Source organism: Bifidobacterium sp. LH_491, assembly GCF_056356495.1.
In genome coordinates this window covers 649,740-664,363 of sequence record NZ_JBKEUI010000001.1, presented here as the reverse complement: position 1 = coordinate 664,363, position 14,624 = coordinate 649,740, and the positions used below count along the sequence as shown (strand labels likewise).

General features: G+C 59.3%; 13 protein-coding genes. 3 read left to right on the top strand and 10 right to left on the bottom strand.

What is annotated here, in order from left to right; all coding sequences use genetic code 11:
- Positions 1–115: 115 nt before the first annotated feature.
- The 6 genes from AC1AWK_RS02295 to AC1AWK_RS02270 all read right to left on the bottom strand — a co-directional run bounded on the left by AC1AWK_RS02295 (position 116) and on the right by AC1AWK_RS02270 (position 4,539).
- On the bottom strand, positions 116–1,000 hold the full coding sequence (locus AC1AWK_RS02295; protein ID WP_476567781.1) for a colicin transporter: 885 nt from the start codon (positions 998–1,000) through the stop codon (positions 116–118).
- Positions 1,001–1,142: 142 nt separating this feature from the next.
- Entirely contained in the window at positions 1,143–1,436 is a 294-nt protein-coding gene (locus tag AC1AWK_RS02290) for a macrolide ABC transporter ATP-binding protein (RefSeq protein ID WP_476569545.1), read from the bottom strand.
- A 5-nt stretch (positions 1,437–1,441) separates the two neighbouring features.
- Positions 1,442–2,110 (bottom strand): ParA family protein, encoded by a 669-nt coding sequence (locus AC1AWK_RS02285; protein ID WP_476567779.1) that lies wholly within the window; start codon positions 2,108–2,110, stop codon positions 1,442–1,444.
- Between the two features lie 95 nt (positions 2,111–2,205).
- A complete protein-coding gene (locus AC1AWK_RS02280) occupies positions 2,206–2,703 on the bottom strand; it encodes a WhiB family transcriptional regulator (protein WP_476567777.1) in 498 nt (165 codons plus the stop codon).
- Positions 2,690–3,931 carry a helix-turn-helix domain-containing protein gene (locus AC1AWK_RS02275; RefSeq protein ID WP_476567775.1) on the bottom strand — a complete coding sequence of 414 codons (1,242 nt, stop codon included), beginning with the start codon at positions 3,929–3,931 and terminating at the stop codon, positions 2,690–2,692. The genes AC1AWK_RS02280 and AC1AWK_RS02275 overlap by 14 nt, the downstream gene beginning before the upstream one ends.
- Positions 3,932–4,299: 368 nt before the next feature.
- A complete protein-coding gene (locus tag AC1AWK_RS02270; protein WP_476567773.1) occupies positions 4,300–4,539 on the bottom strand; it encodes a helix-turn-helix domain-containing protein in 240 nt (79 codons plus the stop codon).
- Between the two features lie 653 nt (positions 4,540–5,192).
- On the opposite strand from AC1AWK_RS02270, the gene AC1AWK_RS02265 reads away from it, so the two are divergent.
- Positions 5,193–5,729 carry a peptidylprolyl isomerase gene (locus tag AC1AWK_RS02265; protein WP_476567771.1) on the top strand — a complete coding sequence of 179 codons (537 nt, stop codon included), beginning with the start codon at positions 5,193–5,195 and terminating at the stop codon, positions 5,727–5,729.
- 205 nt (positions 5,730–5,934) lie between these two features.
- On the opposite strand, the gene AC1AWK_RS02260 is transcribed toward AC1AWK_RS02265, so the two are convergent.
- The 3 genes from AC1AWK_RS02260 to AC1AWK_RS02250 all read right to left on the bottom strand — a co-directional run bounded on the left by AC1AWK_RS02260 (position 5,935) and on the right by AC1AWK_RS02250 (position 9,095).
- The gene (locus AC1AWK_RS02260; RefSeq protein ID WP_476567769.1) at positions 5,935–8,256 is read right to left on the bottom strand and encodes a RelA/SpoT family protein; all 2,322 of its coding nucleotides are present in this window, start codon (positions 8,254–8,256) and stop codon (positions 5,935–5,937) included.
- A gap of 66 nt (positions 8,257–8,322) precedes the next feature.
- A complete protein-coding gene (gene dut, locus AC1AWK_RS02255; RefSeq protein WP_476567768.1) occupies positions 8,323–8,799 on the bottom strand; it encodes a dUTP diphosphatase in 477 nt (158 codons plus the stop codon).
- A gap of 2 nt (positions 8,800–8,801) precedes the next feature.
- Positions 8,802–9,095 (bottom strand): DUF4193 domain-containing protein, encoded by a 294-nt coding sequence (locus AC1AWK_RS02250; protein ID WP_476567767.1) that lies wholly within the window; start codon positions 9,093–9,095, stop codon positions 8,802–8,804.
- A gap of 149 nt (positions 9,096–9,244) precedes the next feature.
- On the opposite strand from AC1AWK_RS02250, the gene sepH reads away from it, so the two are divergent.
- Positions 9,245–10,315, top strand: a complete 1,071-nt coding sequence (gene sepH, locus AC1AWK_RS02245; RefSeq protein WP_476569543.1) for a septation protein SepH — start codon at positions 9,245–9,247, stop codon at positions 10,313–10,315.
- 185 nt (positions 10,316–10,500) lie between these two features.
- On the opposite strand, the gene AC1AWK_RS02240 is transcribed toward sepH, so the two are convergent.
- Positions 10,501–11,721: an alkaline phosphatase family protein gene (locus AC1AWK_RS02240; protein WP_476569541.1), complete on the bottom strand. Its 1,221-nt coding sequence runs from the start codon at positions 11,719–11,721 to the stop codon at positions 10,501–10,503.
- Between the two features lie 127 nt (positions 11,722–11,848).
- On the opposite strand from AC1AWK_RS02240, the gene AC1AWK_RS02235 reads away from it, so the two are divergent.
- Complete coding sequence (locus AC1AWK_RS02235; RefSeq protein WP_476567765.1) at positions 11,849–14,512, top strand: DNA gyrase/topoisomerase IV subunit A; 2,664 nt, start codon at positions 11,849–11,851, stop codon at positions 14,510–14,512.
- Positions 14,513–14,624 lie beyond the last annotated feature (112 nt).

The following is a 14,624-nucleotide window of genomic DNA, read 5'->3' as shown; positions in this document are numbered from 1 at the left end:
TCGCAAATGGTATCGGGCGGGGATCCCGATCTCCGCCCGATACCATTGCAACCCGATTTCACGGACTCCGGTTTGGACATCCGCTTCGTCGGCGAAAAAACTCGTCAGATCACCATCAGATGTTGGGCTCTCCGTGGTTCGGACCATTCTGGGCGGGGATGCCGCCACCTCCGATGATGATGTGAAAGTCGGAGCCGCCCGAGGACGCACCCGAATACGAGTGACCACGGTTCGAGTATGAGCCGCCGCCCGAATATGTCTGGGATTGCGACGCCTGCGCCTGCCGCGCCGCGGCGGCCGCCGCGGCGGCTTCGGCTTCAGCCTTGGCCTTCGCCTCCGCATCGGCCCTCTCCTTCGCCGCCTTCGAATCGTTCACCGACTTCATGGCCTTCGCGATCGCTTCGGCGTCACGCTCTTTGATGGCGTCCAGCAGGCTTGCACGGGTCGCGTCGTCCTCCACCTTGCCGTCGGTCTCCTTGTACAGGGCGTTAGCGTCGTCGACGGTCTTGTCGAGCTTGGATGATTCGACCTCTTCCGTGAGCCTGTTCAGGGACTTCGTGTGGGCCTTGTACCATGCCGCGTTCGCGTTGATGGCCTTCGTGGCCTTCTGCACTCCGGCCCTTGAATCCACTTTGCAGGGCACGGTCTTCGGCTTGGATGCCTTCATGGCCTTGGCTAGGGATTCCAAGGCATTCGCGTCCTTCACGCTCTTTACATCCGTTTTCGCGACCCGTGCCGCCTGTCCGTTCAGGAACGTGTTGTAGTCGTCCATCACGACGCGGAGCCGTTCGGACGCGGCCGAGCAGTCCTCCCTAGCCAAGGCCATGAGATGGTCCGAGCGCGCCTTCCATGCGACGCCGACCGCCACGAGCAACGCAAGCGCGACGGCGACGACGATGACGACGGCTTTTTTGCAATGCGGATTCTTCGTTCTCTCTTCCGTGGAATCGGCCGCGAATCCGATGGTCTCATCCTCGACGGCCTTTTCTTTCTCTGTCATTTTCCCTCCTCGTCCATTGGTTCACAGCTTATCAAATCGGCGGAGCCGCCCGCATGGTTCCTCCGGCGCGCGCCACGCATGGACGCGGCGGCATCGAAATCTAGACCGAGGAACATGACTAGGTCCATCGTTCCCTCCCTTTTCAAAAGCCCAGGTACATTTCGATGGCCGTCTCGACCACTTCCTGAATCCGCATGTCATGCTCGGCGGCCCAGGTCTTGAGCCTGCGCCGCGTTGAGGCGCGCAGGCTCACGCTGGTTTTCACCCAGCCCTTCGCGCCATTCGGTTTCACGGTCTTCTGGTCTTTCGGTATTTCGGTTTCCACCGATTCCGGTATTTCGGTTTCCACCGATTCCGGTTTTCCGGTATCCGCCGGTTCCGACCGGTCGCCGCCGAGCAGCATGGTAAGGTCGCGTGGTCGGGGCGTCAGGTTCATGTTCCTCACAGCTCCCCCTCTCCTTTGAGCTGTCGCATGGTCCGCTTGAGTTCGGCGGCCAGGGCGCGGTACTCGTGCAGGCGCGCGCCGCGCGGACGCGTGGATTTCGCGTTGAGGATGTCCTGGCGTTTCGGAATCAGCGTTTCGAAGCACGCTATGCCCGCGGCGTCGATCCACGCCAGCGCGTCGCGCAGGGCGGTCGTATGGGCCTCGGTGCGGCACAGGAGAATCGCGGCGGGGATGCCGCGCCGGTCGCAAAGGCTCTTCACTCCGGCGGCCTGGTCAAGGTCGATGCGGCTGGGACTCGAAGGGATGACCACGAGGTCCGCGTTGTTCAACGATTCGTCCAGCGCGCGTCCGTAAGGGGCGGAGTCGACCAGCACCCAGTCGACGGGGTCGTCGAGACTGGCGTTGACCCCATGAAGGTGCGCGATATCGGCTGGCGCGGCGGACATCACGTCGAATGGCAGCGGGTCGTCGAGCTCGGCGGACCGGTACCACCAGTCCTTCGCGTCGCCCTGCACGTCCGCATCGGCGACGAGCGCGCGTTGCTCGCCCTGGGATTGGTCCACGAGTGCGCAGGCCAGGAACACGGCGCTGGTGGTCTTCATGCTTCCTCCCTTGCCTGTGGCCAATGCAATCACCATCGGCTTCCGGTTCTCCTCGTCATTCATCGTTTTCTCCTTATTTCGGTATTTCGGTATTTCGGTTAGTTGGTATTTCGGTATTTCGGTTCATGCCTCGGTCCGCGCGGACCGCGGCGAAGCGGTCAGAAAAGGCTGCCTTGGACCAGACCCTTGGGCACAGGTTCGGGCTTGAGGAACAGGGGCTCGTCGCGCGTGTATCCGCGGCGGGAGCGTTGGCGACGTTTGACCAGCCGCCAGTAGTCCCGGCCGTCGCGGCGCATGCGGTCGTCCCAATCCGGGTGGGCGGCCAGCCAGTCACGTATCCGGCTTTGCGGGATCCGGTGCAGGCCGTTGACGTCAACATGCAGGTCGCGGGCGATCAGCCGGGCCAGGCTCCAGCGGCTCGAATAGTCGAGGCCGCCGTACACTGCCTTGTCCTTCCAGCCGTTGCCGAGGGCACGGCTGATGCAGTCGAGGCGCATGGGGCACGCGGAGCACAGCACGCGGCCCTTGACGCGCATCCGTTCATCGACCAGATCCCGGCCTTCGCTATCCGTCGTGGTGTTCCACATGCGGTCAGCGAGGTCGGGGCTGACCGCGGCGATCCGCGCGCAGGCCGGCATCATGTCACGAGCGTTCATGACCGCCACCCACCTTCTCGGCGTCCCGCCGGTTGAGTTCGTCCGCGAGCCTCTGGCACGCGAGCTGCCATTCGCTGGGATTGCCGGTCCGGTACGAGCCTTCGTGACCGTATTCGTACCAGTGCGGTTTCATGGCGGCGAGAACGTGGCCGCACGCGAAGGTGTGCGAGTGCGGTTCCGGCCGGTAGACAGGCGGGCAGGGCGCGGGCTTCGTCTCCGGGCCGCGGTCGCGGCCACGGGCCTCGGTACCGACGTCGCGATGCCGTTCGAGTTCGCTGACGGTCCAATCGTTCGCGATCCGCTCCCAGTCCGCGACGAAGCGGCGAGGGCTGTCGGCGCGGCGGAGCCAGTACGTGTTCGCCGGCATCCAGTCGATGACCGCGAGGACGAGCCTCAGGGCTGCAGCACGATCGCCGCCGTGGGCCTCGGCGACGCGGTCGACGAGCTTCGAAACGCGGTCGCGGTCCCGACCTGTCGGCGCTACGGTGGTCAGCGACAGCCTGGAGCGGACCTTCGCGAGATGGTCCAGCACGACCGTGGCCCCGTCGTCGTTTTTCCCGTCCTTCGCCGCGGTCGCCCCGCTTGCGGGGAGATGCCCCGTAGGGGCAGAGGGGAAAGGTTCACTTGGAGGGTTTACCTGGAGGGTTTTATCCTTATATAGCAGCCCTGCGGCATCTGCAGTGCTGGGGGTGCAGCTCTCGCAGTGCTGGGGGTGCGAGATTTGCAGTGCTGGGTTCGGCTCGCTTTTCAGCCCCGCGAGATTTGCAGTACCGGCAATCCGCTTCGTTCCAGCGCCTTCCGGCATCACGCCCTTCGAGTCGCTGTTTTCGACCACGGTCGAGGCCATGGGGTCCACGTCGGCGCTCATGGTCGCGGGATCCTGTTCCGCGGCGTGCGTCTCCCTGACCCACGTGAGGGTCGACGGGTCGGTTTCCACCGCGAGGTCCCACACGACCTGGCAGTACTGGGGCAGTCGGTTGCGTCCGCCTTTGCCGAGACGAGCGTACCGTTGGTCTCCACGGCGGATGAACCCCCGCTCCTGAAGCGTCTTCAACGCGGAGCGCACGGTACGCTCCGAGAGTTCCGTGACGTTGACGATAGTCGCGATCTTCGGATAGGCGGCGGTGCCGTCATCGTCCGCGCGTTCGGCAAGATAGACGAGCACGGCCTTCGCGCTGGCGTTGCCGACATGACATTTGAAGGACCATGACAGTGCGATGTTGCTCACGGTCGAACCTCCTTGCGCGCCCCGTCTGCCATAGACGGGTGCACCATCATCGACGCGAGCCGAGGGCAATCAACGAGCCCGGCCCGGACATGGACCTGACCATTGACAGACGGCGCTGTCCAAACCGGCTTACGGAATCCCCGGTTACACTCGGGAAACACAGAGCAAGACATGCGGACGGCGGCTTTAGTAAAGTCGTTCATGTGTGATCACTACTCCAAGACAATGCATTGGGCGGTCACGGACCGGGATCCGGCAAGATACGGGATCCGCGAACGCTCGGAATATTGGTTGCATCGCCCGTCCCTGATGTTGGAGCATCAGGGACGGGCGCTTTTCTTTTATCGGTTGTAGAAGAAGAGAGAATTTCAAATTGGATCAGAGCATCGCACCACCTCCGCACGATCGGCATCAAGCCCTAGCAAATAGTCGGTAGATACATGGAAATGCTCGGACAACACAACGATGTCTGAAGTTGTCCAACCAATGCGCCCCAAGAGTTTCCCATTCGCCGAGGTTTTCGACAAACCAAGCAATGAACCAAGTTGGGTACAAGTAAGTCCCTCACCCTTTACCAAAGCACTTATCCTTTGGGTCACTCCATTCATAGTTCTTTCTTTCTAACTTGGTTCATTTTTACTGTACTTTACTATAACGTACAGTTTGACTGAACGCAAATCGTATGAGACACTTAATTAAGAAATTCTGAACTATTTTGGGAAGTGATCATATGTCCATATCGGAAGTCTCATCAGAAACATCTTTGGATAAAGGACAGCGCGCTGAAGCGACGATCCCGACCAACGTAAGAGTTTATCTAGGACTAAGTGGAAAAACACAAAAGGCGCTTGGGGAAGCTTTGGGCATTACCAAGAGTGCCATGTCCATGAAAATGTGCGGCAAAGTTGGATGGTCAGTAAGTGATCTTGTCGCGACCGCCGATTTTCTAGGCGTCACGCCGAGTGCCCTAATGGATGACACAATTCTCAGCAAAGCCGAGGCTGGATATACAAAGTCGCTCGAATATGGAGTTTTTGCCGAAAAGCCAGGTGCCTTGATAGGTGCCGGTTCCCCCAGGTTCCTTGTCAGCCCCTTCAATCCCGACATGCCGGTCGAGAGCCGAATCTCGGGTACAGCAAAAAGTGCCTTATCCGGTTTCATGCCGGCCGTGATTCCATCCAGATCCAATTCCCCGTCCAGCACCTCACATAAAGAGATTAGGGTTTCCGACCGGTCTCAAGCCCATGAGACACTTAAAACCATGACCACTATTATCATGCACACCTCTGAAGGTGATATCACCCTGAATCTGTTCGATGAACAAGCTCCCCAAACGGTGAGCAACTTTTTGGGACTGGCTACCGGCGAGCGCGAGTGGATTGACCCGATGACCGGTCAGCCCAGCCACGAACCGTTCTACGATGGTCTGACCTTCCATCGCATCATCAAGGATTTCATGATCCAGGGCGGCTGCCCGTTGGGCAACGGCACCGGCGGCCCCGGCTACGACTTCGACGACGAGATCGACCCTAGCCTGACCTTTGATCGTCCGTATCTGCTCGCCATGGCCAACGCCGGATTGCGTCGTGGTGCGGACGGCAAGCCACATGGCACCAATGGCTCGCAGTTCTTCATCACCACGGTGCCGACCGAGTGGCTTAACGGCCATCACACCATTTTCGGTGAGGTTGCCGATGACGAATCCAAGGCCGTGGTCGACCGCCTTGAAGCCGTTCCCACCGACCGCCGCGATGCGCCGCTGGAACCGGTAGGCATTATCTCCATTGAAGTGCAATAAACGATTCACGTACATGTGATTCCATATAGGTGGGGGCGTTCCACATCGGATCGCCCCCACCTGGCGTATAACTCATATCCAGTCAAGCTATACGAGCACTGATTGCGCTGACTTCTATCACAGGAACATTGAACAGCCATACCTGTTCGTCGTTCCGCCGCAATCAAACGCGGCAAAAGATGTCAATGATCGGCACAAGATACAGCTACATCTTACGTAAACGTGGCTCCGCGGAATCCTTGGCACCGGTAATGCGATACACATCAAACACGCCATCAATCTTGCGTACTGCCGACAGCAGTGTGTTCAAATGCTGTGGATCGGCCATTTCAAAGGAGAACTGACTGGTGGCGACACGATCGGAGCCCGTGGAGATTGCTCCGGAAATAATATTGACACCGTGGTCGGAAAGCACACGCGTCACGTCTGACAGCAGGTGCGGACGATCCAATGCCTCCACCTGAATCTTGACCATAAACACACCCTTGGTGCTCGTCCATTGCACCTCAATGATGCGTTCCGGCTGACGTTTGCGCAAATCCGCAAGATTCTGGCAATCCGTCCGGTGTACGGATACGCCTTGGCTGCGCGTGACGAATCCGATGATGTCATCTCCGGGAACCGGCGTGCAGCATCGCGCCAACTTCACCCATACATCACCGATACCTTCCACCGAAACGCCAAGCGCATTGGTGGTCTTGGTGCGAGACTGCGAGGTTTTTAGCGGCAGCAACTCCTGCTCGACTTCCTCGTTGACCTCGTCAGACCCCGCGTCCTTGACCAGATGTGCGATGACGTTTTGGGTGGAAATCTGACCGTCGCCAATCGCCGCGAACACAGCATCCGGATTGGGAAGGCTCAGCTCATCCGCTACGGCAATCAGCGCTTCCAGCGTCAGCAACGAGGACACCGGCAAATTACGACGGCGCATGGCGCGCGTCAAATCGTCACGTCCTTCCTCAATGGCTTCGCTACGCCGTTCCTTGGTGAACCACTGCCGAATCTTATTACGTGCCTTGGGACTCTTGACAAAGCTCAGCCAATCACGCGACGGACCGGCGCTATCGGCCTTCGCCGTCAAAATCTCAACCGTATCGCCATTCTCCAGCGTGGTGTCCAACGGCACCAACCGACCATTGACACGCGCACCCATGGTGCGATGTCCAACTTCCGTGTGCACGGCGTAGGCAAAGTCCACCGGCGTGGCATGTGCCGGCAGCGAGACAATCTTGCCCTTGGGCGTAAAGACATACACTTCTGCCGAGCCGAGATCTTCTTTGAGCGAGCCAAGGAATTCGTTGGAATCCGGCGTCTCACTGGTCCAATCGGCCAACTGCTGAATCCACTTGAGGTTATCGGCTTCGCTTAATTCCTGATTGTCGGTATCGCGCTTCATGTCCTGCTTGTCGGGAGCGCTTAACGCCCGACCGGCCTGACCGTTCGCCTTGTATTTCCAATGGGCCGCGATACCGAATTCGGCTCGCCGATGCATATCCCACGTGCGAATTTGAATTTCCACCGGCTTGCCGCCCGGCCCGACCACGGTGGTGTGCAGGCTCTGATACATGTTGAGTTTGGGCATGGCGATGTAGTCTTTGAACCGTCCGGGCACCGGACTCCAGCGAGCATGCACCGCCCCCAGTGCAGCATAACAGTCGCGAATGCTGTCCACAATGATGCGCACGCCAACCAAATCATAGATATTTTCAAAATCGTGCCCCCGCACGATCATCTTCTGATAAATCGAAAAATAGTCCTTTGGCCGTCCTGTCACATAGGCATCCACATGCTGGGCGGTCAAATCCTCGTTGATTTCCTCAAGAATCTGCCGTAGATAGACATCGCGCTGCCCCGCGCGACGCGCCACTAGCACGACGATTTCGTTGTAAATCTTGGGATACAACACTTTGAAGCTTAGTTCTTCAAGCTCCGTCTTAATCGCATTCATCCCCAGACGATTCGCCAACGGCGCGTACACGTCCAACGTTTCACGCGCCTTCTTCTGAGCACTGGTAGGCTTGACGTAACGCCAGGTGCGCGCGTTGTGCACGCGGTCGGCAAGCTTGACGACCAACACGCGCACATCACGGCTCATGGCCACTACCATTTTGCGGATGGTTTCCGCCTGTGCCGAATCGCCGTATTCCATCTTGGACAGCTTGGTCACGCCGTCAACCAAACCGGTGATGGTGTCGCCAAACTCGGCGCGGCACTCTTCCAAGGTGTACTCCGTGTCTTCCACGGTGTCGTGCAACAGGCCGGCAGCCACCACGGAGGCGCCCATACCCAAATCGGCCAAAGTCTGCGCCACTGCCAGAGGGTGGATGATATATGGCTCGCCAGACTTGCGCCGCTGCGAAGAATGCTGTGCCACCGCACGCTCATACGCACGGCGCAGCACAGTCATGTCATCATCGGGATGATGCGCTTGGCACATCGAGAGAATGGGCAGTAACGGATCCAACGGATTCATGCTAATCTCACACCCCAACAGACGCGCGGCACGGCGATCGCTGTCATCGGCCATCAATCCACCTCCTCTCCGTGATGTCACCATCCTACTCGCCGACACACGGCGACAAGCCGCAGAACCCTATGCGGATACCCCCGTCGAGCCGAAGCCACGATCCGCTCGGTCAGAACCGGGCAGCTGCTGGACAGGCACGAACTTCGCCTCGACATATCGCTGGATCACCATCTGCGCAATGCGATCCCCCGGCTCAAACACCACCGTATGTTCGGGATCGAGATTGATCAGCGGCACCTTGATTTCGCCACGATATCCCGCATCCACCGTTCCCGGAGCATTGAGTACCGTCACACCACGCTTGACAGCGAGTCCCGAACGAGGATGCACCAGCGCCACATAGCCCGCAGGCAATGCGATGGACACCCCCGTAGGCACCAATGCCCGCTCAAAGGGACGCAAGGTCACCCGCTCGGTGCATCGCAAATCCGCGCCGGCGTCTCCGGCATGGGCATACACGAGGTCAACACTGGTATTCGGTTCCACCGGCTTGACCAACACATCGATGGTTTCCGGCTCGTTGTAACACTCGTCGTATGCCATAGTTACGCAGCGCACTCCTTGCAAATCGGCTGCCCTTCAGCCGACTCCTCGGACAACTGGCTGCGATGCTTGACCAAGAAACATTCCGAGCAGATGAATTCGTCACCCTGCATTGGAATCACCGTCACCGAGGCGTCCTCGTTGCTTAAATCGGCACCGGGAAGCTCATAGTCCTCCGCAATGGCGTTCTCGTCGTCGTCCATGTCGTTGGAAGTGTTCTGAGAGCTCTTGCCCAGAGCCTGCAACGACTCCTCATCCTCGTCCTTGTTGCGGGGCGAATCATAATCCTGAGCCATGGCTATCCTTTCCATCATGATGGCATCTCTGCGCCATAGGATACATGACTTTACCGTGTCTTAGCATATGCGCGCCGAAATACTTGCAAAATCCTTTGGGTGGGGCACAATGGAACAAGCAGTTGTCCGTGAAAGAAAGTGGTGCGCTCATGCCCGACCAGCCGTACAAAACAGCTCGTTTCGACCACCTCGACGAACATGGTGATTTGGTGTTCGTTGCCGGCGACACGCGCTACGCCGTTACGGTTGATGACACGCTGGAGCGTGCCATTTTGGAATCCAAGCAAATGCGCGCCGAACATGTCGCGCCGCAGCCGCGTCCACAGTCGTCATTGCCGATTTCGCAAATTCAATCCCTGATTCGTGCCGGAGCGGAACCCGCGCGTGTCGCGGAGCGCTATGGATTGAGCGAGCCTTTGGTGCGGCGCTTCTCCGCATCGGTGGAAACCGAAAAGCAGTATGCCATTGAGCAATTTCTGGCGGTGGCGGCTCCCAAGGAAAGCCGCGCACATTCCCTGGCAGCGCTCATCGACCGTTCCCTAGCCGCCGCACGCGTGCCTTCCGAATCGGTAACATGGCGGGCTACGCGACGCGGTTTGGAACCGTGGCGCGTCACCGCACGTTTTGAAGTGGCCGGACGCGCCATCAGCGCCGAGTGGATGTGGGATATGCACGACAACACCGTGCTGTGTGTCAACGGCACCGCCAAGAAGTTGCTTGGCGATCGTTCCACCGCAGGCACCAACACCGATCAGGACACCGCAGTCGATGACGGATTGTCGATTCCGCTGCAATTGCCCGGCGATTCCGCCCGCTCGGCCCGTATCGAACAAACCGTGTCGGCATGGAACTCCAACGACAGCACTGCAGCTTCGGTCACGACCACCACGCCCGCCACGCGCATGTCGACACGCCCATCATCGTCGCCCGGCACCGATGACAGCGCCACAATACGCACCGACGGAACCTCGGCAGCCAGGACGACGCAGCCACGCCAAACCAACCCAATCATTCCCACACCGGTGGTCGCTCAACCACACACCACGCCTGCCACAGTATCCGGCACAGTAACGGCCAGCACGGCCGCTCCGACCAAGGCTCCTGAACCCGAACGCACCACCACTGCCAATCAGCAGCAAGAAGCCGTCATTCCCAAGACCAAACGCCGTCCGGGACGTTCCACGGTTCCCAGCTGGGACGAAATCCTCTTCGGCGACTAAACCGAACACGGTCGCAGCGATGCGTCCCTGCTTGTATCGTCCCACAGTCATATAGAGAGACAGTGCCATGCACAGTCATACCTGCGCCATGTGATACGCCGCCACAGTAGTGCGCAGCAGTACATCGCGTATTATGCCGTGTGCCCGATAGCAATCGCCGCAATGCAATCAACCAGGCCGCAACGTCAGTCGACAACGTCAATCAGACAGGGAACGTCCATCTCCATACGGCTCATCGAACCATGCACACTGGGCAACGTCATGCCCTGCTCGCTATGCACCCGGGAGTCAACGATAGTCACCGAGCCCATCGCCATCACCAACAAGTCACCCAGCATCGGCATGACGCGCTCATCGACCGGCCCCCACACACCGGCGGCCATGGCCTCCTGGCGAGTCCAAACCACGGCCAATCCCTGCAATCGTTCACGCCAACGCGCAGCCACACGCTCCAGATCCTCGCCTTCACACACGTATATCATTGACGCTCGCGGTTCACCGGCAACCATCGCCACGCCTTCGCGCAACGCTTCATCCTGCGCAATGTCAATACGCTGTTCGGGATGTGCGTCAATCATGCCATGATCGGCGGTAATCACCACCACCGTACCTGCGGGCAATCCGCGACGCATGGCCAGCAACTGCTCGTCCACATGCTCCAACGCAGCTGTCCACTGTTCGCCGCTCCATCCATAGGCATGCCCCACCTTGTCGGTATCACGCACATACCAGTACGTCAAACCAGGCTCATTCGCCGAGCGAGCTACCTTGGCGATGCGCTCGCCCGGACGGCCAGACCCGCAATAAAGCGAGCCGCGCAACGCAGCACGCGTCAGCGGCGAATCCTTAAATTTCGGCAGTCCCACACTGGTGGCACGGACACCTTGTATACGCAGCTGTTCGAATATGGTGGGTTCGCGCTGCAAATCCCTAGGTTCGGGCGCATCCGTGAACTGAATAAGTTGGCACAGCTTACCAGTGTCGACATTGCGTTGCGTATACCCAGCCATGCCAGTCATGCCCGGGCAAGTACCCGTGCCAAATGTCGCCATGGCAGCGACCGTCGTACTTGGCGAACAGGTACTGATAGGATGCTGGTTCGCGCTATCAGACAACAAAGAACGCAGATACGGCGCATGTCCCACCCGCATGGCTATATTCCACCACCCTAAACCATCAACCAGCACCACCACCATCGCGCGAGCATACGGTATGCCCAACGCCCGACGTAATGCCTCGCCATCATGATGGATGCGCGTAGCGACCGGCGCGCCCAACGCCGCACACGCCGCTGGCAACAGTGCAGAAATATGCCGCGCTCCCCCGCGCCGGTCCAAGGCGTCGCCATACGACGCCACCGGCACCAACGTCAACAACTCATCCATCGTGGGCACATCAATCACCATGAGTCCCATTGAATCACCGCGCAGCGAAAAACCACCCATTGGCGCCATGCCGTGGCGCGCCACCCCTTTTGACGAGCCGATTCGATAGGATAAATCCGTTCAATCATTCATGACAGGGAGCTTTTGCATGGCTGCGCATCGTACTTCGTCCGCTTCGTCCTTCGACCCTCGAACCGTCAAAGAGCGCATCGTCGAAACGCCGTTGAACGAAGAAATGAGCACCTCGTTCCTCGAATATGCCTATTCGGTGATCTACGCGCGAGCTTTGCCCGATGCCCGTGATGGGCTCAAACCGGTACAACGCCGCATTATCTACCAAATGGGGCAGATGCGCCTGACTCCTGACCGCCCATATATGAAATCCGCCCGTGTAGTGGGCGAAGTCATGGGTAAATTGCATCCCCACGGCGACTCCGCCATTTACGAAGCCATGGTGCGTTTGGCGCAGCCTTTCGCACTGCGCCTGCCACTCGTCGACGGCCACGGCAACTTCGGCTCACTGGATGACGGGCCGGCAGCTTCCCGTTATACCGAAGCACGATTGGCTCCTTCCGCATTGGGCATGAATGCGGACATTGACGAAAACACCGTAGATTTCACCCCGAATTATGACAATAAACTGCAGGAACCGCAAGTGCTGCCAGCGGCAATTCCAAACCTGCTAGTCAACGGCGCCACCGGCATCGCCGTGGGCATGGCCACCAATATGGCCACCCATAATCTCGCCGAAGTGGTATCGGCCGCCAAGTACGTCATGCACCACCCCGACACGCCGCTGGAAACCCTCATGCGCCATGTCCCAGGTCCGGACTGGCCGGGAGGCGGCATCATCGTCGGGCGAGACGGCATCCGCGACGCCTACGCTTCGGGACGCGGAACCGTGACCACACGAGCTGTAGCCCATATCGAGAACATAACCGCCCGCAAGAAAGCCATCGTCGTCACCGAACTGCCGTTCATGGTAGGCCCAGAACGCGTGCTGGAACGCATTTCCGAAGGCGTGAAAAACCATAAGCTTGACGGTATTTCCGGTGCCATCGATCTTACCGACCGTCATCATGGCACCCGTCTGGTCATCGAAATCAAAACCGGCTTCGACCCGCACGCCGTGCTGGCGCAACTGTACAAGCACACACCGTTGCAAGACAACTTCACCATCAACAATGTGGCGCTGGTCAATGGCCGTCCCCACACCTTAGGGCTGCGTGAACTGCTCGATGTATGGATTGCCCATCGCCGTGACGTCATACGCCGTCGCAGCGAATACCGTCGAGACAAGGCGCTGGAACGACTGCATCTGGTCGAAGGCCTGTTGCTGGCCATGGTGGATATCGACGAAGTCATTCAGGTCATCCGCACCTCGCAGGACGCCGACGACGCGAAGTCCCGCCTGATCGCGGTATTCGATTTGGACGACATTCAGGCACAATACATTCTTGACCTACGCTTGCGTCGACTGACCAAGATGAGCCGTATCGAGTTGGAAGCCGAACGCGATGACCTGCGCCAGCGCATCACCGAATTGGAGCAAGTGCTCTCCTCCGCCGAAGCGTTGGATACGGTGGTCGAGCAGGAAATGGACGAAGCGGTCGAACAATGGGGCACGCCACGACGCACCGTACTGCTTGACGAAGACCCTGACGGCACGCTAGTGCCGGTGGCGCTGGAAGGCGAAGATGGTGTGGGCGCCACCGCTTTGGCGGCAGCACGTGCCGCATCGCACGTCTCGTCGGCTGCAGCCGACGTCGCCGCAGCCGCCGCAGCCCGCAAGGCCGGCTCGCAGGAAGCCGCCGCAGCCGCACTCCAACTGGATGACGAGCCTTGTGCGGTAGTACTCAACGCCTCTGGGCTTATCGCACGCACCAGCATGCAGGCCGTGCAAGCTTGGCATGCGCGTGGCAATGAGTCAAGCGCCGAAGGTGGATCAGACCCGCTGTTGGCACTATTTGCCAGCTCCACACGCGCTTCGTATGCACTGATTACCTCCGCAGGCCGTTTGGTGCTCGCCCACGTGGCCGACCTGCCAGTCGTACCGTATGACAACGGCATGATAAGCGTCGCCGGTGGCGTGCGTGCCGACGAATTGCTGCGACTCACTGAAAGCACCGAACCGATTCACGGCGAACATGTTGTTGCCGCCTGCTCCATGGATGACGCCGACACGCCTCTGGCCATCGGCACCGTCAACGGTGTGGTCAAGCGTTGGAATCGTGAGTCTCCCACCACGATGGATTCGTGGAGCATCATCGATTTGAAGGATGACGATCGGGTGGTGTTCGCCGCTCCCGCCAGTGACGATGACCGACTGGTATTTATTGCCTCGGACGCGTCCCTGCTCACCTTCCCTGCGTCGCAGGTACGCCCGCAGGGACGCACCGCAGGAGGCATGGCCGGCATCCGTCTTGCCGAAGGCTGTCGTGTCGTGGCATTCAATGCCATCGAAGCCGGCAATATTACCTGGACCTATGATGAGGGCGACAACGGACTGTTCAGTGCGGCAGGTGCCGTGGTGCTTACCGTGGCCGGTGACAGCGACGCACTACCTGGCACAGAGAACGGTGCCGCCAAGCTTACGCCACTTGACATGTATCCCACCAAGGGCCGAGGCACTGGCGGCGTGCGTTCCCAACGCTTCCTCAAGGGGCAAAACACGCTGATTCGGGCCGCCATAGGTGTCTATCCCTTACGGGCCATTAGCGACGGAGGGCATCCCATTGCCCTACCTAAGCCCGATATGCGCCGTGACGGTTCGGGAACCGAGTTGGAAGCGCCTATCGCACATATCGGATAAGCGGTGATGTATTGGATGTGATGCCTTGACAGCCAATACATCACACCTGGTGTACACCGTGTCAGTGCACGATATGCGATGCTGCGATATGTCCGGCTATCGATGCGATGAT